Origin of the sequence: Streptomyces colwelliae (genome assembly GCF_048158785.1) — a bacterium.
Taxonomy (GTDB): domain Bacteria; phylum Actinomycetota; class Actinomycetes; order Streptomycetales; family Streptomycetaceae; genus Streptomyces.
In genome coordinates this window covers 68,270-89,161 of sequence record NZ_JBLTJC010000005.1, presented here as the reverse complement: position 1 = coordinate 89,161, position 20,892 = coordinate 68,270, and the positions used below count along the sequence as shown (strand labels likewise).

Below are 20,892 nucleotides of genomic sequence, written 5' to 3'. Positions count from 1 at the left end.
GTCCAGTCCGTGCCGATGGGCTGGCGCTGGTACTGGGCGCGCATCGCCGCGTTGTGCTCGAAGCCGCCGGAGCCGACCACGACCCCGCGCCGCCGGCGGTCGCGGAGGCCGACGTGTAGTGCCGGACGGGACGGGGCAGGCGAGACGGGCGTGGATCCCGCCGGTCGACCACAGCTCGTCGGGTCGTCTCCGCTCGATGACCCTGCCGTCGTCCATCACCGCCATGACGTCGGCGGTGGTCGCCTGGGACAGGCGGTGGGCGACCACCGCCGCGGTACGGCCCCCCGGTCGCGGCGAGGGCCGCCCGGTCGAGGGCCTGGGCGGTGTCGCTGCTGCCCTCCGCCGTGGCCTCGTCCTTGACGACCCCCTCCGGATCGAGCAACAGGGCGCGAGCCAGGGCGAGTTGCTGTATCTGGCGCGGGGTGAGATCGACGCCTCCGGTGGCGACAGAGGTGTCGATGCCGTCCGGGAGCGTGGCGGTCCACCCCGTCGCGGCTACGACGGCGAGCACGGCGGCGAGGTCCGACGCAGAGGCGTCATGGCGGGCGAGCCGGAGGTTGTCCGCGACGGTCCCGAGGAACCGGTGGTGTTCCTGGGGCACCAGCATGATCAGGCGCCGCCCCTCCGGTGTGGGGATGGCCAGGTCGGCGGTGTCGGTGCCGCCCAGGGTGATCCGCCCCGAGGACGGGAGGCACAGGCCCGCGATGAAACTCGCTGGCGTGGACTTGCCCGAGCCCGTGGCCCCGACGATCTCCAGCCGCTGCCCGGCGCGTAGTTCGAGGTCGACGCCGTGCAGCACGTCGGGGCCGGTGCCGTAGCGGTGGTGGACGTCGTGCACCAGAAGTTCCGTTCCTGGATGGTCGATCGGGCCCTGCGGGCGTTCGTCCGACGCGGGGCCGTCGAGCGTGACGCCGACGATTCTGGGGAGGCCGGCCGCCACCTGCTGCGCACTGTCGAATCCGCCGAGCATCGTGTTGACCGGATCGGATAGGCCCATGAAGAACAGCGCGGCCGTCGTCGCGGCGCCCCGCGTCGGCTGGCCCCACGTGCACCAGGGTGTACACCGCGACCAACACCGTGCTCAGGCCGAGGAGTTCGGCGCCGTTGAGCCGGCCGTGGAACCGGGGCGCCGTGTGCGTGGTCCGCAGTTCGTACGTCATCGTCTCCGCCGAGGCCGCTTCCACCCAGGCGTGCAGGCCCGGGCCGAGGCGCAACGCCCGCAGGGTGGGCAGCGCGGCGAACGCGCCGAGCAGCGCCGAGATATGGCGTCCGTCGGCGGTGCGACCCTCCGCGTAGAGCGGTTGCGAGGTCCGCAGACACCAGCGCAGGGCGTACGCCTGGAGCAGCACCGGGCCGACCAGCGTGCCCGGGGCCCGCCGGTCGGTGATGGCCTGGGTGATACGGCAGATGGCCGTCGGTCCGGCGAGGGCGAGGGCACTGTCGACCGCCAGGGCGGGGCGACGGTGGCCCACAGCGTGAGCCACTTGCCCTGAGGGGCGTCCCGCAGTCGGACCCGTGTCTGCCGGGCGGTGGCCACCGGGAGCAGCGGCGCCGGGGTCAGCAAAGGGCGGTCGGCGGCTGTGGTGGTCACCGTGCTGTGGTCCTGGGGGTGTTGGGGTGCGCGGCCGTTGGGTCGGTGCTCGGTGCAACAGGCGTAGGGAGCGCGGGTATTGGACCGATGTTCGGTGTAGTGGTCTCGGGGCGTGAGGGTGCCGGATCGGTGTTCGGTGTAGTGGTCTTGGGGCTTCCGCGTCGACTCGGGGTCCAGCGACACGCGGAGCGATGCCTCGGAGACTCGATCACATGATGCGGTCCTGCTGGTGTGTACTCCGTGCGCGCTGGCGGGGGAGGACCCGGTGCTCGTCCAGCGAGAGAGCGGAAGAGCGGGAGCGACGGGACGGACGACGCGTCCACGATGAACTCGGCCGTCGTCAGACCGTGTACGGTTCCGTGCCCCGCGTCGCCACGGGCGGCCTCCGGGCCCACGGCGTAGCGTGCCGTGGCATTGATCACCTAGGACGCCCCACCCTCGGCGAACGGCACCCGGGTGTGCAGCTTCAGTCGTACGGAACTCACCGCGTGGCCTCCAACTGCGCCGGGCGCCAGCCCAGTTCGGGTGCGATCAGGTGGCGTACGTCGTGCAGGATCTGCTCGTACTCCTCCCGCCGGAACTCGTACGGCAGTTCAAGGCGCAGTTCGGACACGGCCGTCACCACCGGGTCCGCCGCCAGTTGTTCCAGGATCTGCTCCGCCGTGCCGACGACGTCCGGTGCGAACAGGGTTCGTCTCGGGCCCTGCGGGGCCAGGGTGCGGGCGTGGCGGCTCGTGGCGTACTCCTGGTAGCGGGTACGGGTGGCCCGGTCCGCGCTGTCGAACGGCACGATCACGCGGCCCACCGCGACGCGGGCGGCGGGCTGGAGCCGCCGGTACTCGGTGAGGAGGTTCGACTGGGCCGTGGTGAAGTCGTCGGTGCCCTCGCCGGTGACGATGTTGCCGGACAGCAGGTTGAGGCCGTTCTCGCCCGCCCAGCGAGCCGAGCGCAGGCTGCCGCCGCCGTACCAAATGCGGTCCACCAGGCCGGGGTTGTGCGGTTGGAGGCGCGGGCGTTGGGTGTTGCCCGGTGACTGGATCACCGTGTCCGGGTCCCCGAGATAGCCACCGCGCAGGTTGTCGACGACGCGGGCGACCCTGCCGTAGGAGAGGTCGAAGGTGCGCCAGTCGCCGTCGTGCACGAGGTCGCCGAGGATGTCGGCGTGCGGCATGCCGGTGCTGAAGCCGATCTGGAGTCGGCCGCGGGACAGTACGTCGGCCAGGGCCAGGTCCTCGGCCAGCCGGAACGGGCTCTCGTAGCCGATCGGGATGACCGCGGTGCCCAACTCGACGCGCTCGGTGCGCTGTCCGGCCGCGGCGAGGAACACCGCGGCCGAACCGACGCCGTGTTCGAGGTGGCGTTGCCGGATCCAGGCGCCGTCGTAGCCCAACCGCTCGCCGTACTCGAAGAGTTGGAGGGTCTCCTCCAGGCCGGTGTAGGGGTCGTCGTCGGCGAAGTTGCCCGGGGTGAGGAAGGCGAGGGAGGTGATGGTCATGCGGTCTGCGTCCTCAGGTCGTGGTCGTCCCGGCGGCCGGGGATCGCCGCGAGCAGTTCACGGGTGTACTCGTGCTCGGGGTGCGTGAAGAGGTCTTCGGGCGCGCCCACTTCCACGATGCGGCCGGCCCGCATGACCGCCACCTCGTGCGCGATCTGGCGTACGACGGCCAGGTCGTGCGAGATGAACAGGTAGGCCACGCCTGTGTCTGCCTGCAACTCGGCCAGCAGGTCGAGGACTTGGGCCTGGACGGAGACGTCGAGCGCGGACACCGGCTCGTCGCAGACGACCAGATCCGGTGAGAGCGCGAGGGCGCGGGCGATCGCCACGCGCTGGCGTTGCCCGCCCGACAGTTCCGCCGGACGGCGTTCCAGCGTCGAGGCGGGCAGCGCGACCCGGTCGAGCAGGTCGCGGGCGCGTTCGAGGCGGGAGGCGCGGTCGCCGACCTTGAACGCGCGCAGCGGCTCGGTGATCACCTCGCCGATGGAGAAGCGGGGGTCGAGGGAGGCGTACGGGTTCTGGTAGACCAGCTGGGCCCGGCGGCGCAGTTGGCGGGCCTGCGCGCCTCGGGCGGTGGTGATGTCGGCACCGTCGAACAGGATGTTGCCCTCGGTCGCGTCGGTCAGGCGGAGCACCAGCCGGGCCGTGGTGGACTTCCCCGAACCGGACTCGCCGACCAGGGCGAGGGTGCGGCCGCGGTGCAGGGTGAAGCTGACGTCGTCCACCGCGCGCAGGGTGCGGGACTCGCCGCCCGCGCGGGGGAGCCTGAACTCCTTGACCGCGTTGCGGACTTCGACCAGTGGCTTCCCTCCGGTGACCAGTGGTGTCCCCTCGGTGGCCGCGGGCGCGGCGGCCGGGAAACTCGCGCGGGCGGTGGCCAGGCTCGGCGCGCTCGCCAACAGCCGCCGTGTGTACTCGTGTTGGGGGTCGGCGAGGATGTCGCGGGTCGGGCCCGCCTCCACGACCCTGCCCTGCGACATGACGACCAGGCGCTGTGCCCGGTCCGCGGCGACTCCGAGATCATGGGTCACCAGCAGGATCGCTGTGCCCAACTCCTCGGTGAGGCCCTGGAGATGGTCGAGGATGACGCGCTGCACGGTGACGTCGAGCGCGCTGGTCGGCTCGTCGGCGATGATCAGCTTCGGGTTCGCGGCGATGGCGATGGCGATCAGGGCGCGCTGCCGCATACCGCCGGAGAGTTCGTGCGGGTACTGCCGGGCTCGGGTGGCCGCGTCAGGGAGGCCCGCCCGGTTCAGGACGCCGACCGCCTCCGACGGCGCGGAACGGCGGGTCGCGAGACCGTGGATGCGCAGGACCTCGGCGATCTGCTCGCCGATGCGCTTGACCGGGTTCAGCGACACGGACGGGTCCTGCGGGACCAGGCCGATCTGTGCGCCGCGCACGGTGCGCAGCTCCGCCTCGGACAGTGTGGTGAGGTCGTGCCGGCCGAAGCGGATCGTGCCGCTGTCGATCCTGGCGTTCGGTGCCAGGAGCCGGGTGACCGCGTGCGCGGTGGTGCTCTTGCCGGAGCCCGACTCGCCCACCACCGCGGTCACTTCACCCGGCCGCACATCGAGGTCGACGTCCCGCACCGCCCGCACGGTGGTGCCGCGGGTGCGGTACGACACCGACAGGCCGCGTATCTCCAGAGCTCCCTGCACGTTCGGTCCGGTGCTCGGTGTTGTCGTCAAGTTCCCACCCGTTCCGGGGTCGTTCGTCACACGCTCGGTCATCGCTGCCGCGACCATTCGCCGTCGAGCGCACGTGCGATGCGGTTGGTGGCCAGCACGGTCGCGGCGATCGCCAGTCCCGGCAGCGCCGTCAACCACCAGGCGTTGGCGAGGTAGTTGCGGCCGTCGGAGATCAGCGTGCCCCACTCCGGTGCCGGCGGCGGGGCGCCGTAGCCGAGGAAGCTCAGGGCCGACACGGCGAGGATCGAGGAGCCGAAGTCGAGGGTGGCCAGGACGATCACCGGGCCCGCCGCGTTGGGCAGGACATGGCGGCCCAGGACCGAGTACCAGCGGGATCCGCACGAGCGCGATGCCTCGACGAAGACCGCCTGCCGCACCCGCAGCACCTCCGACCGCGTCACCCGCGCGAAGCTCGCGACGCTGGCGATCCCGACCGCGACCGCCACCTTCACCGTGCCGTAGCCCAGCGCGGTGACCAGGGCGAGGGACAGGAACAGTGCCGGGATCGACAGCAGTACGTCGACGAAGCGCATCAGCACGTCGTCGACCCAGCGTCCGACGAACCCGGCGACCAGACCGATCAGACTGCCCACCACGAAGGCGACCGCGACCGCGATCAGCGTTGCCTTCAGGGAGAGTTGGGCGCCGTGCACGACCCGGGAGAACACATCGCGTCCCAGTTCGTCGGTGCCGAACCAGTGCGCGCCGCTCGGGCCGCGGAAGTTCTCCGACGGCACCCCCCGCAGCGGATCCTTCGAGGTGAACAGATCCGGCCAGAAGGAGGCCAGCACCACCAGGACGACGATCAGGACCGACAGCAGCAGGCCCGGGCGGCGCACCAGGAACCTCCGGACGCGCCGCAGATCGACACGGCTCCCCGGTCCGGGGCCGCTTCCCGGTTCGGCCGGCCGGGCCGGGAGGCCGAGCGCGGCGCCGGTGGTGTCGGCGATCAGTTCCCGGCTCATGCGAATCCTGCCTTCCGGCCCGAGGCCACCACGATCCGCGGGTCCAGCAGCGGATACACGAGGTCGACGACCAGGTTCGTCACCACGAAGATCAGCGCCCCGAACACCACCACCCCCTGGACCAGCGGGATGTCCTGGGCCGTGACCGCGGCGGCCGTCACCCGGCCGAGGCCGTCGCGCGAGAACACCGTCTCGACGACCACCGAACCGGCGATCAACTGCCCCACCAGCAGCCCCACGACCGTCAACGCCGGCAGGGACGCGTTGCGCAGGGCGTGCCGCAGATGGACCCGCCACCGGCCGGCGCCCTTGGCGCGGGCGGTCTCCACATAGGCCTGGTCCAGTGCCGTGAGGAGGCTCTTGGCCAGTACTTGGGCGACCTGCGCGCCGGTCGGGATCGCCAGGGTCACGGCCGGCAGGACCAGCCCCCGCAGCCCGTCGTTGCCGAAGGCCGGGAACCAGTGCAACCGGAAGGAGAAGGACTCCACGAGCAGCAGACCGGTCCAGAACGTCGGTACGGACACCCCCAACGGCGGCAACGACAGCAGCAGTTGGCGCAGCCAGCGCCGCGAGGTGTACGTCGCCAGCACAGCCAGACCGCCGCCCAGGACCACCGCGAGCAGCAGCGCCGCTCCGGTCAGCTGAAGTGTCTGGGGCAGCGCGTCGGCCAGCGTCGAGGTCACGGGCCGGCCGGTGGAGACCGCGTCGCCGAAGTCCCCGCGCACCGCCTTGCCGAGGTAGTCGGCGTACTGCACCAGGATCGGCTTGTCGAAGCCGTACTCGTGCCGCAACGCCGCGAGTTGGGCCGGATCGACCTGCCCGGAATCCATTCCGGCACCGGCCATCGCCGTGACCGGATCGCCGGGCAGGAAGTCCAGGATCAGGAAGGACACCGTGTAGGCCGCCCACAGCACCCCGACGGCCTGGGCGAGTCGTTTGATCGCGTAGCGGCGCATGGGTCAGCCGATCCAGGTGTCGTGGAGCTGGATCCGGCTGGAGGCGTCGAAGTTCAGGCCGTGCACCTTCGTCGCCACGCCGATCTGGCTCTGGAGTTCCACCACCGGTGCGTAGTAGGCGTTCCGCACGATCAACTCCTGTGCCTGCTCGACGAGTTGGGCGCGCTTCGTGGTATCCGTGGTCGCCGCCTGCTGGGTCAGCGGGGTGTCCAGCGGGCCCGCCGTGACGCGGTAGAAGTTGGCCAGCTCGGTGGAGAAGGAGCTGCGCAGGATGTCCGGGTCGGCACGGGTCACGTTGCCCCACGCCGCGTCGTAGTCACCCGACTGGAGCGTCGGGGCGAGCTGGGTGACCTGGAGCTGCTTGAGCGTCAGGCCGACACCGACGGCCTTGAGTTGCTGCTGGATCAGCTCCAACGCGGGCTGGTTGGTCGCCGAGTTGGGGATCCAGTCGACCGTCAGGCTCAGCTTCTTGCCGTCCTTCGTGCGGATGCCGTCGTTGCCGGTCTTCCAACCGGCCGCGTCCAGAAGGGACTTCGCCTTGGCCGCGTCGGTCGTCAGGTCCGAGGAGAGGTCCGTGTAGTCGGGTGTGGTGTGCGCCAGGATGCTGGTCGCGGGCTGGGTTCCGGTCGGGAACACGGTGTCGGCGATCTGCTTGCGGTCGATGGCCAGCCCGATGGCCTGGCGTACCCGTGCGTCCTTCAGGGCCGGCCGTGAGTTGTTGAAGGCCAGGCCGAACACCACGCCGGGGTTGGCCCGCCGCTGAAGGGTGACCTGGCCGCCCTTGAGGGCCGCCTCGTTGGCTTTTCCGACGCTGCTGATCGCGTCCACCTGCCCGGACTGGAGGCTGCCGGCCCGTACCCCCGCCTCGGGTACGACCTTGAAGACCACCTTGTCCAGGTAGGCCTCGCCGCTCTTGTGCCACAGCGAGGAACCCCAGGCGTACCCGGTGCGCCTGGCCAGCGTGACCGACTGGTTCTGCACGTACTGCTTCAGCACGAAGGGCCCGGAGCCGACCACTCCCTGGCTGCACTTCAGCTGCGGGGACTTCTTCACGCTTGCCGAGGACTCGATGCCCAGCGAGTGCGTCGAAGTCGCTTGCAGGAACTGGGCGTTGGGCTGCTGGAAGGCCACCTTGACGGTGAGCGGGTCGACCACGGTGGTGCTCTTGACGCCGCTCAGATAGCCCTCGGCGAGGGTCCCCAGGGCGCCGAGTTCCGGCACCGCGTCGAAGTTGTCCTTGACCACCTGCGCGGTCAGCTCGGACCCGTCGCTGAAGGTCACACCCGATCTGAGGTGGAAGGTGAACGTGGTCGCGTCGGAACTGATGTCCCAGCTCTTCGCCAGCCAGGGCACGATCTTGCCGGTCCCGGGGTCCTGGTCGGTGAGGGAGTCCACGACCTGACGCACCGAGTAGATGGTGTCGTTGCTGGCCACCTGCTGCGGATCCACGCAGCCGGCGTCGGAGCCCACGGCGAAGGTCAGGGTGCCACCGGACTTCGCCGGTCCGCTGCCGCCGTCCGAGCCGCCGCTGCTGCCGGACCCGCAGGCGGTGAGCAGGACGCTGGTGGTCAGGAGGGCGGTCAGAGCCGCCCATCGGGTGGGGCGGATGTCCGGATGTGCTCTCACGGAGGGTGCTCCTACTCGTGTCACTACGCATGGGGTGCCCCGCGGATCACGGCTGCGCGCACGGGCGCGCCGCTCCGGTCGGCGCAACGCCGATGACGGGCAGTGCAGTTGGGGATGCAGGGAGGGAAAGGGCGCGGCGGTTGCGGCACATGTCCGTGAACTCGGACAGGACCGCGAGAGGCTGCGGGGAAACGCCTACGGGCCGCGACAGACGTCAGACGGACGTGGTCAAGGCGGTCAGGCGCGACACAGACAGCTGGTGAAGCGCTGCAGGTCGATGTGGCGGCGGCGCGAGAACCGGGAGAACACCGTCGCGGCCGTCAGGGAGGCGGGGGAGACACTCGGGTCACTGCTGTGTCGCACGACCGTCCTCCACATCTCCGGCCCCGGCCACAGGGTCTCGCGCTTGCAGAGATCCTCGGTGATCCTGCCGGGCTTTCACCTGGAGCACCCCACCGCGTCGGAGGGTTGCCGGTCAGCTAGCCAGGGCTTGACGCTGACACTCGATGCCGATCGTGATCGTACGGAGCGACGTCGTCGTACGTCAATGGCAGGTTCGGACAGGTGAGCGGCGGCGACCGGGCGGTCGGCTCCGGCTTGCCCTTGACGTGCGCGTCAACTTCTAACGTCGGGGGCGCCGCGCGAGGTGTGCGGCCGTCAACAACCCTTCAGGAGCCCGTAGATGTCTCCGTCGAACATCCCCGCCACGCATCGCGAGGTGCGTCTCGCCGCCCGTCCCGAACGCGCCCTCGATCCGGACCACTTCGCCGTGATGGAGGTTCCCGTTCCGCAACCGGGACCTGGGCAGGCGCTGGTACGCAACCGCCTGATGAGCGTCGCCGCCTCCCTGCGCACCCTGATGCGGGGGGACGCGGGCATGCCTATGCCGTCGTTCGAGGTCGGCCGGCCGTTGTCTGCTCCGGCCGTCGGCGAGGTGGTGACGGCTCCCGAGGGCGGGACACTGCGCCCCGGTGATCTGGTGTCGCACTGGGCGGGGTTCCGCGAGTACGCCGTGGTGGAGGCCGACGCGGTGCAGCCCGTCGACCTGACGGTCCTGCCTGACCTGGTCGCGTACCTTTCGCAGGGGCCGTCCGCGTGGATCGGCGTCGTCCGGGGAGCCGAAGTACGCGACGGGGACACGGTGTTCGTCTCCGGCGCGGCGGGCGGACTCGGCACCCTGGCCGGGCAGTTCGCCCGCCTGCGCGGGGCGGACCGGGTCATCGGCAGCACCAGTTCACAGCGCAAGGCGGACTACCTGGTCGAGACACTGGGGTACGACGCGGTCGTGCTGCGCGGGGCGGGCCCGATCGAGGACCAGTTGCGCAAAGCAGCCCCCGAAGGCATCGACGCGGTCGTGGACACCGTCGGCGGGGAGCAGTTGCGAGCCGCGCTGGCCCTGGCCCGTCCTGGTGCCCGGGTGGGGCTGATCGGAGCGCTCTCCGCACAGGTGTCGGGCGAGAACACGGCGCCCGTCGAGATCGACACCTACTCGCTCATCGTGCGGGGGATCCAGCTCCGCGGCGTCAACGGCGCGCGCCACCGGGACGCACTGGCGGAATACCCGGAGACGTTCGGCCGTTGGCTCCGCGAGGGCTCGGTCACCGTCCCGCACACCCGCCTGTCCGGAATCGACCAGGCACCCCGGGCCATGATGGAACTGCTCGAAGGACACCACATCGGCACGGTGGTCGTGGAGTTGTAGTCGCCGGCCACCCGACTCCCGGAGGACGGAATGCGCATCGGCGACGCGGCGGCGGCCGTGGGTGTCACCACCCGCACCCTGCGCTACTACGAGCAGCGCGGCCTGGTCACGGCACGGCGTACGGCGTCGGGACAGCGGGAGTACGGCGAGGATGACGTACGCCGACTCCACGCCGTCCGCGGGCTGTTGGACTCCGGCCTCACCATCGGCGATGTGCGTCGCCTCATCGACATCATCGACGCGCTGCCCGACAGCCCGACCGTGCCGCAGGTCCGCCCGGGTCCCTATTCGGAGAAGTGCGTCGTCCCGCAGGTGGCTATCCGGCGTCTGGCCGAACTCGACGCCCGCATCCGCCAGCTGACGGAGTTGCGCGACCGCCTCGCCGACGGGCTCGACCTACGGTTCGGTGTCCTGGTCGGCCAACTCATCGGCCTGGACGGCCCCATGAGCGATGCCCGGACCGGTTCCTGACACCGCCGGACCTTGGAGACGGATGGGTCGCCGCCGTGCAGGTGGCGTTTCCGGTGGTTGAGGATCGTGGGTTCCGGGCTGCTGCGGACGGCAACGGATAGTGCGGGAAGCGGCCGTGGGCGTATCCGCGATCGGGGCTTTGGCCGGGCTGTGCCGGCGTGAGGTGGAAACGGCAGGCTGGTTCAGGGAGTTGGGGCGGCGAGGGGCGGTCCTGGGTGTGCCGGTTCAGCGGGCCATCCAGCGGTCGATCTCCCGCGCCCGGGTGTCCAGCGTGGTGGCGACGGCGGTCGGCGCGGTCCTGGGGTCGGCGGGGACCTGGATGTCGTACTGGACGCGACTACCGATGTGGCCGGCTTCCGGTTCCGGTATCGCCACCTCGATTCCGGCGCGCCGCGCGAGTGCGACCGCCGTTGCCACGAACCCCTCGGAGAGCGCGAGGATCACGGAGTGGCCTGTCCGGCAGTGGCAGGCGACCAGCTCGCGTACGAACTCCGCGTAGGTGGCCGGATCGACCTCGAGTGTGTCCGGGTCGCCCTGATGCTTGCCCTGGCCGATTCCCGAGGGCAGGTTCAACTCCGCCTCGAAGACTTCGAGTTGCCGTAGGAAGAGGCGTCCGGCGCCGTTCGACGGGTTCCACAGTGTCTTGTCACCGATGTCGAAGTACATGCTCATTGTCGATCCCCCTGCTCAATAGCCCTTCGGCGCAGGGTAGAAGATCGGGTGGGTAGTGGGCACTTGGGTATCTCGGTGCCTGATGCCTGATGCCTGATGCCTGATGCCTGATGCCTGATGCCTGATGCCTGATGCCTGATGCCTGATGCCTGATGGGATTTGCGATGGGCGCCCGTCCTTCGAGCGGGCAGGCGTCCATCGCAGGTCGACAACGGGTGGGGAAACGCGGGGCTGTTGCACGGGGTGGACGTGAAGCCGCGCCCCCTGAAGGTGAGTTACCCCTCCGTCGCGAACGACAGCGTGCCCGAGGCGGTCGTATCGCCGCCCTGGGTGATCTGGAATGCCCAGCCGTCCTCGGCCGGTCCGCATGCGACGTGGACGGGGGAGTTCCACTCGGTGAAGCGCAGGGCCTGCATGTGGCAGCCGTTCAGGCGGCCGGGGGAGGCTCCCGCCAGGCAGGCCGCCTGGCGGGCGGCTTCCAGGAGGACCATGCCGGGGACGTGGTCGCTGGGATGGTCGAAGAACCGTGGGTGGCGCAGGTCTGCGGGCGCCACCAGCAAAGACCCGGAGGGGTCCCGGACCAGCATCACGTCGCCGGGGGAGGGAACCGACACCTCGGTGGGCGAGGGGCGCCAGTGCACGTCGTCCGGGACGGGGCCGGCGGCGGCGTTCGGGCCGCGGAACGTCTCGTACTCCTCCTCGGACAGAACGCGGACGCGTCCGAAGGCTGAGCCGAACTCCCGCCCGGCGGCGGAGAATTGGATCCGTACGTTCAGCGCGACCGGCCAGGGCAGGTCGTCGACGTGGCGTACGTCGTGCACCTCGGCCCGGCACAGCACGTCCGTGGCGCCGTAACCGACCACCGGCTCCGCGCTGTTGTCGAGCTGGAAGCCGACGCTTCGGATGACGGGTTTGCTCGTGCTCGGGGCGCCGAGGAAGCGCTGGCAGATGTACAGGCCGACCTGGCGGATGGTCTCGGCGGCGAGCATCGGATCGTGCCGCTCGCCGGAACCGGAACCGGAACCAGAACCAGAACCAGAACGGGAACTGGTACCAGAACCGGTGCCGGACGCCGACGTGGCATACGAGCGCGGCCACTGCGCGGCGAGGAGGTAATGGCCGTCGGACAGCGCCCGGGCGTCGGTGAGCAGGACTTCGGCGACCGCTTTCCGGTGCACGAGAGTCCGGGACACGCAACTGTCCCAGCTCAACGTCAGCTGTTCCGGGTCGGCTTCGGGCGGCGCGAAAGAGCGTGAATCAGGCATAAAATAATAGAAGCTACGGTTCTCTGTCATACGTGTGGGAAACGGCGGCCGGTCGGCTAGATTCACCGGAAAAGACGATCCGGCACGCAGGACAGGGACGACCGAGAATATGCAGGAACGTGCGGAAGCCACCCGGCGGGCTGTTCTGGCGACGGCAGCGGTGCTGTTCGAACAGCACGGGTACGTCGGTACGAGCATCAGCGACGTGGCGCGTACGAGCGGGTACACCAGCGGGGCGATCTACTTCCATTTCGGCAGCAAGGAAGGGCTCGCCCGGGGTGTCCTGGAAGCCCATTTCGCCGAATGGCCGCGATATGTGGAGCGTTGGGAATCCCAGGAAGGGCCGGTTCTCGACCGGTTGGTGGGTTTGAGTCTCGCCGTCGCCCGGGAATTCCGTGACAACGTCATCGTCCGGGCCGGGAACCGGCTCTGGAGTGAGCGCAGGACCATCCCCGTTGCCCTGCCCCGGCCCTTCGTGGGGTGGATCGACGCGACCGCCCGCATGCTGACCGCCGCCGCGAAAGCGGGCGAACTCGCCCCCGGCGCCGATGCCGAGCGCGCCGCACGGGTCCTCGTCTCCTGCTTCTTCGGGGTGCACACCGTCTCCGACGCGCTGGACGACCGCCGCAACATCGAGGAGGCGGTGAGCGACCTGTGGATGCTGCTGCTGCCGGGGTTGCAGGCTGCGCCGGTGGATCCGGTGAGGTGTCTGGAGGGGGCCAAGACTTTGTTGGCGGTCACTCGATGACGGCCTGTGCCGAGTGTGCAGTGAAAGGCGCCGAGTGTGCAGGGAAAGAGCGCGCCTGACCGTACGGAGCGCCGGGGAACGGTACCGCTCCCAGAAGCACACGGGCACCGCTCAACACCCTTACCGACGAAGCGAGTTCAGGACGTCGACGGACCCTCGGCTCGATCCTCCAAGCCCCGCTGCCCGGAACGGCTCCTGCGCGCGTCGACGACCGCGTCGAAGACCGGTACCACGATCCAGCAGACGTAAGCCCAGTTGGTGACGAGCGAGACTGGGATCGAGACCAGGAAACCCAGTGCCACCATGCCGATGCCGCGGATGGACCGGGTGAAGAGCTCGGGCGGGGTGCCGACGCGCTGGAGGCCGTCGCGGCGGACCTCACGGACCATCAGGATGAACAGGAGACAGGCCAGGAACTGCACGACGGCGTAGAAGATGAACCGCGCCTGGAACGCTCCGGGGCCGCCGATCACGTCGGTCGCGAACGGGGTGACCACCAGCATGAGCAGCCAGTACATGGTGAAGGCCGTCAACCGGCTGTTGGTCGCCGTGACGTAGCGGAACACCCGGTGGTGCGAGCGCCAGTGTGCGGCGATCACCACGAAACTGATCATGAACGCCAGATAGCTCTCACGGTGTGATGTGGCCGAGTGCCACAACTCGGAGTTGGTCGACCCCTCCGGTACCGGCAGTTCCAGAGCCAGCAGCGTGAGCGCGATGGCGACCACCGCGTCTCCGAAGAACGTGAGTCGCTCGCCGGAGACCGCCCGGACCTCCATGTCCTGGTCCCCGGACGGCAGTTCTTGATCAGTCGAGACATCCATGGCAGCAGAGAATGCCACAAGCCGTGAGGGGCCTCGGACGCGCCCGGCACCGAGGGCCGGACCGGGGGAGTGGTACTGCTGGTCCTACCCGCACGGCTGGCGGCCGGCGTGTGCGGAAGAGGATCATCGCTGGGCAGGGCACGGCCCCGACCGGAGACAGCCGAGCGCGCAGAACGGACAGCCACATGACCATGGCCTACCTCGCACAGCCCGAGCAGCAGCAGCGACTCGAATGGCTCGACGGCGGCGAGTTCGCCGTACTCCTCGACGCCGCGGCGACTGGCGGACAGCTGACCGTGGGACGGTTCTCCGTCGCCAAGGGCGAGGCGCCGCCGTACCACAAGCACACCCGTGAGGACGAGGTCTTCATGCTCATCAAGGGGAGTGCGCTGCTGTGGTGCGACGACGAGGAGATGGAGTTGTCGGAGGGCGGCATCGTCTTCCTGCCGCGGAACGTGCCGCACGGCTACCGGATCACCTCCGACACCGCCGACCTGCTGATGATCTGCACGCCCGGCGGCATCGAGGGCATGTTCCGGCACGCGGGACGTGATCTCACGACCCCGCGCCCCGAGGGCTTCGAGATCTCGCGGGACGTCATGGCCGAGGCCGCCGACCTGTACGGCCAGGTCATCGTGGGCCCGCCGCGCTGACCCACCGCTCCACCGCTCCACCGCATCGACCGGAACCACGAAAGGCACAGCCATGTCCCGGCAACAGCGCCAGGCCCTCGACGAGATGCTGCGGCACGGGCCGCTCGACCTCGGAGGGGAGGTGGCCCAACAGCGCGCCCTCTTCCACGACATGATGACGGCCGTCCCCCTGCCGCCCGACGTCTCGACCACGGAGGGCGAACTGGGCGGCGTACCGGTCGTCACCGTGGAGACGTCCGCGAACGACCCGGCGACCGTCCTGCTGTATCTGCACGGCGGCGCGTACGTCATCGGCTCGGCGGCCGACGCCGCGGGTCTGGCCGCCGAGGTCTCCCGGCGCACCGGTGCACGCGCCGTCTGCGTCGACTACCGGCTGGCACCCGAGCATCCGTTCCCCGCGGCGGTCGACGACGCCCTGGCCGTGTACCGGGCCCTGCTCGACGACGGAACTCCCAGTTCCGGCATCGCCTTTGTCGGTGAGTCCGCGGGCGGTGGTCTCGTCGCCGCGACGCTGGTCGCCGCCAAGGACGCGGGCCTGCCCCAGCCGTCATCGGCCGCTGTCTTCTCCCCATGGGCCGACCTGAGCGTGTCCGGCGACAGCACGGTGAGCAAGGCGGCACTCGACGCCTCACTGACCCCGGAAGGCCTGCGCGCACGCGCCCGCGACTACCTCCGCGACACCGACCCCACCACCCCGCACGCCAGCCCCGTCTTCGCCGATCTGACCGGCCTGGCACCCCTGTTCATCCAGGTCGGCTCCTACGAGATCCTCCTGGACGACGCCGTACGACTCGCCGCGCGCGCCGCCGGGCACGACGTCCACGTCGAACTGCAGGTCTGGCCCCAAGTCCCGCACGTCTTCCAGGCGTTCGCCTCGCTCCTCGACGAGGGCGCCGCCGCGCTCGACGCCGCCGGGGCGTTCATCCGGGCACGGTGGGCCGACGGCGCGGACGCCGAGAAGTCCGGCGAGGCTGTGCCGGCCGCGTCGACGTCGTAGCCGGGGAGGGCCGACAGCACGGCCGGCGGTGAGTAAAGACTCCGGCGTGCGGGGGCCGAACGGCCGGGTGCCGTGTGTCAGTTGAACGACAATGTGCTCCATGGCGGCTAGGACGAACCACTTCGGCATCGCTCTGCGGGGGTGGCGCGAGCGCGTGTCACCGCGGGACAGCGGGCTGGAGGTGGGCGGGGACCGGCGCATCCCCGGGCTGCGCCGGGAGGAACTGGCCCGGCTGGCAGGCCTGTCGGTCGACTACGTGGTCCGGCTGGAACAGGGCCGCGCCCGGAACCCCTCGGCCCAGGTGGTCATCGCACTGGCCAGGGCGCTACGCCTCGAACCGTCCGAGCGCGACCACCTGTTCCGCTGCGCCCACCTCGCACCGCCCCCGGCCGGGAACGTGTCCCGGCACGTTCCCGCGAGGGTGCACCGGCTGGTGGGTCAGCTGGCGGGCAATCCCACCGCGGTGTTCGCCGCCGACTGGACCCTCGTCAGCTGGAACGGGATGTGGTCCGAGACGATCGGCGATCCCCGTACGTACGGCTGGATCGAGCACAACCTCGTGGCCGGCATGTTCCGGACGAGCGCCGCACGAGGGCGAGAACCGATCGGGGCCTGGCCGGTCCGCTCCTGGGCGGGCGACGAGGTCGAGGAGGAGGACCTCGTCGCCGACCTGCGGGTGACGGCCGCCGCCCATCCCCATGACGCGCGGCTCGCCGCCTTCGTCGACCACATGCTGCGCGACAGCCCGCGCTTCGCCCGCCTCTGGTCCAACGGCACCGCTCGTACCCACGTCGGCGACCGCAAGACCGTCGAACACCCCCGGGTGGGAGCCGTCGACCTCGACCTCGACGTCGTGATGGCCGCCGGCACCGACCTCAGGATCGTCACGTACACGGCGGCGGTGGGGACGACCGACGCGGAGAAGCTGGACGCCCTGCGTGCCACCTGCCGGGAGCCGGCCGGCGCCATGTCGAGGGCAGACGCCCCGGGTTCTCAGGTGTTCTCAGGCATCTGACGGGAGAGGTTGGTTCAGGCGCCGTCGGCATGCTCCGCGCCGTTTGTTACGCTCCCCGAGCCTCCCGCGGGGGAAGTCCGGTGAGAATCCGGCGCTGACCCGCAACGGTGTGCGTGGCGACCTCTGGCCGTCGCGCGAGTCCGATTACCCGTGGGTGGTGCGACCCGTTGACTGCTCGCCGTGGACTGCGAGAGGGGACCGAGCGGCCGGCACGGTCGTCCGGGCTGTCTCCTCCATCGAGGCTCACCAGGCGGCCCCAGGTGAAGGACCGCCGACCGTGCTCCTCCGTCCGAGAACCGGCTCAGGCCGTGTCCAGAGCCCAGGGCGTGATCCTCGCCGGATACCCCAACACCTTCTGCTGCTCGGGCTGTTGCTCCTGCTCGGCGTCTCCCTCGTGTGCGGCGTCGGTCTCGGCGCGGCCGGGATCGGCACGGCGGACATGTTCCGGTTCCTGTGGGCCGGCGTCACCGGCGGGACCGTGCGGGCCGGTGACGCCGCCGCCTACACCATCGTGTGGGAGATCCGGCTGCCGCGGGTCGTCCTCGCGGCCGTCGTCGGGGCCGGACTGTCCGCCGTCGGCGTGGCCGTACAGGCCATGGTCCGCAACGCGCTCGCCGATCCGTTCGTGCTCGGCATCTCCTCGGGCGCGGCGGTGGGCGCCAACGCCGTCATCCTGCTGGGCGCGTTCGCCGGACTGGGGGTGTGGGCGCTGTCGGTGTCCGCGTTCGCCTCGGCGCTCGCGGCCATGGTCCTGGTCTACGCCGTGGCCCGCTCGCCGCACGGCCTCACCCCGCTGCGGCTGATCCTGACGGGCACCGCGCTGGCGTACGGCTTCGAAGCCGTCACCACCGTCATGGTGTTCGGCGCGGCCCGGGGCGAGGCGGCCCGCTCGGCGATGATGTGGCTGCTGGGGAGCCTGGGCGGGGCGACCTGGGCGCAGGTGCCGTTGGCCGCCGTCACCGTGGCGGCTGGCTGGGCGTGGCTGCGGTGGCGCGCGGAGTCGCTCAACGCCCTCGCGATGGGGGACGAGACCTCCGCCGCGCTCGGCGTCCAACCGGGCCGACTACGGCGGGAGTTGTTCCTCGTGACCGCCGCCGTGACGGGAACGGTCGTCGCGGTCAGCGGAGCCATCGGCTTCGTCGGACTGATGGTCCCGCACCTCGTGCGGATGCTCGTCGGCGCCGATCACCGCAAGGTCCTCGCGGTCGCGCCGCTCGCCGGAGCGGTGCTCCTGGTGTGGGCGGACGTACTGTCCCGGCTGCTGCTGGCGCCCGCCGAACTGCCGGTCGGTGTGATCACCGCGGTCGTGGGAGTGCCCGCGTTCCTGCTGCTGATGCGGCGCGGCGGCTATGCGTTCGGGGGGCGTTGATGAGGCTCGACATCGAGGGGCTCTCGGTCGACGCGGGCGCGGTGCGGCTGGTGCACGACATCCGGCTCTCGGCGGGCAGCGGGGCCTTTGTCGGGCTCGTCGGCCCCAACGGCAGTGGAAAGTCGACCCTGTTGAGGTGCGTGTACCGGGCGCTGCGACCGGCCGACGGCGTGATCCGGCTCGACGGCGACGACGTACACGCCATGGAACCGCGCGCCGCCGCCCGCAAGTTGGCCGCACTGCCGCAGGAGTCGTCGGCCGAGTTCGACTTCACCGTCGCCGAAGTGGTCGCTATGGGACGGCTGCCGCACCGGGACCGGACCGCCGCCTCGGACCGGGAGATCTGCGCCGGAGCCATGGCACGCACCCGCGTCACCCACCTCGCCGACCGCGGGTTCCTCGCCCTGTCCGGCGGCGAGAGGCAACGCGTCCTGATCGCCCGCGCACTCGCCCAGCGCCCCCGCGTCCTGGTCCTCGACGAACCCACCAACCACCTCGACATCGCCCACCAGTTGGACGTGCTGTCCATGGTCCGCGGCAGCGGCCTGACCGTCCTGGCGGCCCTGCACGACCTCAATCTCGCCGCCGCCCACTGCGACCAGCTGTACGTGATCGCGAACGGCCGGATCGTCGCCTCCGGCCCGCCGCACGACGTCCTCCGACCCGCCCTGCTCGCCGAGGTGTTCGGGGTCCGCGCGCATCCGGTACGGCATCCGGAGACCGGCGCCGTCCAGCTCCTGTTCGACCTGCTCCCGCCCACCACGCCCATCGCTTGAAGGACAACACCCCCCATGCGCAAGCTGCTTGCCGCCGCGCTCTGCCTCGCCGCGACCGCCACCGCCGGTTGCGGCGCCACGGTCGAGCCCTCGCCGCAGAACGCCAGATCCTCCGCCGTCACCCTCACCAACTGCGGCCGGAAGGTGACGTACAAGACGGTCCCCGAGCGGGTCGTCACCAACGACGTCGGCATCACCGAGCTGATGTTCGCCCTCGGCCTGGAGAACCGCATGGCCGGGTTCGCCATGCCCGACGACAAGGGAGACCTCACCGACGTCCCCTGGAAGGACGGCTACAAGAAGGTGAAGTGGCTGTCCAAGGACCAACTCACCAAGGAGAACGTCCTCGACGCCCGCGCCGACCTCGTCTTCGCCGGCTGGAACTACGGCTTCCGCGACGACAGCGGCTTCACCCCCGGCGCCCTGAAGAAGCTCGGCATCCCCTCGTACATCCTCACCGAGTCCTGCCGCAACGGCCGCACCGACACCTCGCGCGGCATCATGCCGCCCCTGGACGCCCTCTACGCCGACCTCACCAACCTCGGCAGACTCTTCGGCGTCGAGAAGCGCGCGGCCACCCTGATCGCCGACTTCAAGAAGCAGATCGCGGCCGTACGGAGCAAGGCCCCGGCGAAGAGCCCCAAGGTCTTCCTCTACGACAGCGGCCAGGACTCCCCGTTCACCTCCGGCCGCTATGCCGCCCCCGACCAGATCATCGGCGAGGCCGGCGGCACCAACGTCATGCACGACGTCGACGACTCCTGGACGACGGTCGGTTGGGAGACCGTCGTGCAACGCGACCCGGACGTCATCGTCATCTGCAACTACGGCGACGTGAGCGCGGAACAGAAGAAGAAGTTCCTCCTCTCCTACGCCCCGCTGCGCGACGTCTCCGCCGTCAAGCACCGCCGGATCTTCGTCCTCGACTACGTCGACCTCGTCGAGAGCCCCCGAAACCCGTCGGCGATCGCCCGCCTCGGCGCGTATCTGCGAACGGTGGCCGCGGCGAAGGACACCGACTAGGGCGAGTGCCAGGACCCCTGCGGATCAAGGCGTTTGGCGCAGGGCGGCGGCCATCCACTCCCGGACGGCCGTCGCCCGGTCCGGGTCCGGCTTGGGCGTGCCGTTGACCGTGGCCACCAGGGACTGGTACCTGGTCAGCAGCTCGAGGCCGGTCGCCTTGGCCGGCCGCTGTGCCGCCTTGCCGTCGGGGTCGAACTCGACGATGCCGCGCCGGGCCTTGTCGATGTCGTGGTCCCCTGTCATGGCGGCGACCATCTCGGCGTTGCCGGCGGCCACCCGCTCGGCGAGTTCCCGGGCCCGCGGCGAATCCGCCGGCGTGCCGGCCTCCTGGGCGGCCCGTGCGTCCAGGAGGAGCTTCCGGTGCCGCTCGACACGGGCCGTCATCTCCGGCGAGGCCATCAACTTGCCCTGCGGGGTGCTGAATGTGCGGTGGAAGAAGCCCCGGAGCGCCGTGCGGAACTCCTCGTCCCGCACGACCTCGGCGAGTTCGATCCAGGCCTCCAGTTGCTCGGTGGACGGCTCCTCGGGCAGATGCGGCCGGAAGCCGTGCAGTCCCTCGACATAGCTGGGGTGGACGTCCAGGCCGTCGGTCACGAAGTCCCAGAACTGGTCGATGAGTTGGTCGCGGTCGTCGTCGGACATCGACACGAGCTTGTGCATCAGGCTCACCTGTTCCGCCGTGGTGTGCTGCCGCGTGATGGTCCGCAGTACGGCACGGCGTGCCCGGAACTGCCGCAACTGGTCCTCGACCAGCCGCAGATGCGTGACGGCGAGGTCGTGCAGGCTGGTCTCCGCGGCCAGCACCTGACGGATGTCGTCCAGACCGGCCCCCAAGTCGCGCAGGGTACGCACGAGTTCGATCCGGGCGACGGCGTGCACGTCGTACCGCCGGAAGCCGCCCTCGGTGACGCCGGTGGGCGCGACGACGCCCTCGTCGGCGTAGAACCTGATCGCGCTCACGCTCAGGCCCGTGCGGCGGGCGACGTCCCCGATGGAGTAGAGCTCCGGTTCGTTCACACCCGTCACTATGGGATCTCAAGTGACCTGAGAGTC

The 20,892-nt window shown here is 70.5% G+C and carries 20 protein-coding genes, 1 pseudogene and 2 riboswitches; of the genes and pseudogenes, 10 read left to right on the top strand and 11 right to left on the bottom strand.

Translation table 11 applies throughout. From position 1 onward, the window contains the following. Positions 1-400: 400 nt before the first annotated feature. Positions 401-970: pseudogene (locus ACNFOC_RS02245) on the bottom strand (ATP-binding cassette domain-containing protein); the annotation flags it as partial. A gap of 134 nt (positions 971-1,104) precedes the next feature. On the opposite strand from ACNFOC_RS02245, the gene ACNFOC_RS02240 reads away from it, so the two are divergent. Beyond that, positions 1,105-1,296, top strand: a complete 192-nt coding sequence (locus ACNFOC_RS02240; protein ID WP_416956007.1) for a hypothetical protein — start codon at positions 1,105-1,107, stop codon at positions 1,294-1,296. A 776-nt stretch (positions 1,297-2,072) separates the two neighbouring features. Here the strand turns inward: ACNFOC_RS02240 and ACNFOC_RS02235 are convergent. From ACNFOC_RS02235 to ACNFOC_RS02210, 6 genes are all read right to left on the bottom strand, one after another. Further along, complete coding sequence (locus tag ACNFOC_RS02235) at positions 2,073-3,086, bottom strand: LLM class flavin-dependent oxidoreductase (RefSeq protein WP_416956005.1); 1,014 nt, start codon at positions 3,084-3,086, stop codon at positions 2,073-2,075. Then, the gene (locus tag ACNFOC_RS02230; protein WP_416956003.1) at positions 3,083-4,834 is read right to left on the bottom strand and encodes a dipeptide ABC transporter ATP-binding protein; all 1,752 of its coding nucleotides are present in this window, start codon (positions 4,832-4,834) and stop codon (positions 3,083-3,085) included. The genes ACNFOC_RS02235 and ACNFOC_RS02230 overlap by 4 nt, the downstream gene beginning before the upstream one ends. After that, complete coding sequence (locus ACNFOC_RS02225; protein ID WP_416956001.1) at positions 4,816-5,742, bottom strand: ABC transporter permease; 927 nt, start codon at positions 5,740-5,742, stop codon at positions 4,816-4,818. Before ACNFOC_RS02225 ends, ACNFOC_RS02230 begins: the two co-directional genes overlap by 19 nt. Beyond that, on the bottom strand, positions 5,739-6,698 hold the full coding sequence (locus ACNFOC_RS02220) for an ABC transporter permease (protein ID WP_416955999.1): 960 nt from the start codon (positions 6,696-6,698) through the stop codon (positions 5,739-5,741). The genes ACNFOC_RS02225 and ACNFOC_RS02220 overlap by 4 nt, the downstream gene beginning before the upstream one ends. Before the next feature lie 3 nt (positions 6,699-6,701). Next, on the bottom strand, positions 6,702-8,324 hold the full coding sequence (locus ACNFOC_RS02215) for an ABC transporter substrate-binding protein (protein WP_416955997.1): 1,623 nt from the start codon (positions 8,322-8,324) through the stop codon (positions 6,702-6,704). 237 nt (positions 8,325-8,561) lie between these two features. Then, positions 8,562-8,687, bottom strand: coding sequence for a putative leader peptide (locus ACNFOC_RS02210; RefSeq protein ID WP_406131186.1), 126 nt, complete (start codon positions 8,685-8,687; stop codon positions 8,562-8,564). A 34-nt stretch (positions 8,688-8,721) separates the two neighbouring features. Continuing rightward, positions 8,722-8,835: riboswitch (SAM riboswitch) on the bottom strand. Positions 8,836-9,006: 171 nt separating this feature from the next. Here ACNFOC_RS02210 and ACNFOC_RS02205 point away from each other — a divergent pair. Together ACNFOC_RS02205 and ACNFOC_RS02200 are read left to right on the top strand one after the other, a co-directional pair. Further along, a complete protein-coding gene (locus tag ACNFOC_RS02205) occupies positions 9,007-10,026 on the top strand; it encodes an MDR family NADP-dependent oxidoreductase (protein WP_416955994.1) in 1,020 nt (339 codons plus the stop codon). A 30-nt stretch (positions 10,027-10,056) separates the two neighbouring features. Further along, the gene (locus ACNFOC_RS02200) at positions 10,057-10,497 is read left to right on the top strand and encodes a MerR family transcriptional regulator (protein ID WP_416955993.1); all 441 of its coding nucleotides are present in this window, start codon (positions 10,057-10,059) and stop codon (positions 10,495-10,497) included. A 225-nt stretch (positions 10,498-10,722) separates the two neighbouring features. Here the strand turns inward: ACNFOC_RS02200 and ACNFOC_RS02195 are convergent, their stop codons facing one another. Both ACNFOC_RS02195 and ACNFOC_RS02190 read right to left on the bottom strand, forming a co-directional pair. Further along, the gene (locus ACNFOC_RS02195) at positions 10,723-11,169 is read right to left on the bottom strand and encodes a DUF6086 family protein (protein WP_416955991.1); all 447 of its coding nucleotides are present in this window, start codon (positions 11,167-11,169) and stop codon (positions 10,723-10,725) included. A 275-nt stretch (positions 11,170-11,444) separates the two neighbouring features. Beyond that, complete coding sequence (locus ACNFOC_RS02190; RefSeq protein ID WP_416955989.1) at positions 11,445-12,362, bottom strand: AfsA-related hotdog domain-containing protein; 918 nt, start codon at positions 12,360-12,362, stop codon at positions 11,445-11,447. 181 nt (positions 12,363-12,543) lie between these two features. Here ACNFOC_RS02190 and ACNFOC_RS02185 point away from each other — a divergent pair, with 181 nt between their 5' ends. Beyond that, positions 12,544-13,182, top strand: a complete 639-nt coding sequence (locus tag ACNFOC_RS02185; protein ID WP_416955987.1) for a ScbR family autoregulator-binding transcription factor — start codon at positions 12,544-12,546, stop codon at positions 13,180-13,182. Between the two features lie 137 nt (positions 13,183-13,319). On the opposite strand, the gene ACNFOC_RS02180 is transcribed toward ACNFOC_RS02185, so the two are convergent. Further along, positions 13,320-14,006, bottom strand: a complete 687-nt coding sequence (locus tag ACNFOC_RS02180) for a TMEM175 family protein (RefSeq protein WP_416955985.1) — start codon at positions 14,004-14,006, stop codon at positions 13,320-13,322. Between the two features lie 185 nt (positions 14,007-14,191). Here ACNFOC_RS02180 and ACNFOC_RS02175 point away from each other — a divergent pair, with 185 nt between their 5' ends. The 6 genes from ACNFOC_RS02175 (at position 14,192) to ACNFOC_RS02150 (ending at position 19,839) form a co-directional block, all read left to right on the top strand. Next, a complete protein-coding gene (locus tag ACNFOC_RS02175; protein WP_416955984.1) occupies positions 14,192-14,659 on the top strand; it encodes a cupin domain-containing protein in 468 nt (155 codons plus the stop codon). Positions 14,660-14,711: 52 nt separating this feature from the next. Next, positions 14,712-15,656: an alpha/beta hydrolase gene (locus tag ACNFOC_RS02170; protein ID WP_416955983.1), complete on the top strand. Its 945-nt coding sequence runs from the start codon at positions 14,712-14,714 to the stop codon at positions 15,654-15,656. A gap of 100 nt (positions 15,657-15,756) precedes the next feature. Beyond that, entirely contained in the window at positions 15,757-16,671 is a 915-nt protein-coding gene (locus tag ACNFOC_RS02165; RefSeq protein ID WP_416955982.1) for a helix-turn-helix domain-containing protein, read from the top strand. A 26-nt stretch (positions 16,672-16,697) separates the two neighbouring features. Continuing rightward, positions 16,698-16,841, top strand: a riboswitch (cobalamin riboswitch). A gap of 107 nt (positions 16,842-16,948) precedes the next feature. Next, positions 16,949-18,040: a FecCD family ABC transporter permease gene (locus tag ACNFOC_RS02160; protein WP_521984402.1), complete on the top strand. Its 1,092-nt coding sequence runs from the start codon at positions 16,949-16,951 to the stop codon at positions 18,038-18,040. Beyond that, on the top strand, positions 18,040-18,816 hold the full coding sequence (locus tag ACNFOC_RS02155; protein ID WP_416955980.1) for an ABC transporter ATP-binding protein: 777 nt from the start codon (positions 18,040-18,042) through the stop codon (positions 18,814-18,816). The genes ACNFOC_RS02160 and ACNFOC_RS02155 overlap by 1 nt, the downstream gene beginning before the upstream one ends. 15 nt (positions 18,817-18,831) lie before the next feature. Further along, positions 18,832-19,839, top strand: coding sequence for an ABC transporter substrate-binding protein (locus tag ACNFOC_RS02150; protein WP_416955978.1), 1,008 nt, complete (start codon positions 18,832-18,834; stop codon positions 19,837-19,839). Between the two features lie 24 nt (positions 19,840-19,863). On the opposite strand, the gene ACNFOC_RS02145 is transcribed toward ACNFOC_RS02150, so the two are convergent. Next, entirely contained in the window at positions 19,864-20,856 is a 993-nt protein-coding gene (locus tag ACNFOC_RS02145; protein WP_416955976.1) for a MerR family transcriptional regulator, read from the bottom strand. Positions 20,857-20,892 lie beyond the last annotated feature (36 nt).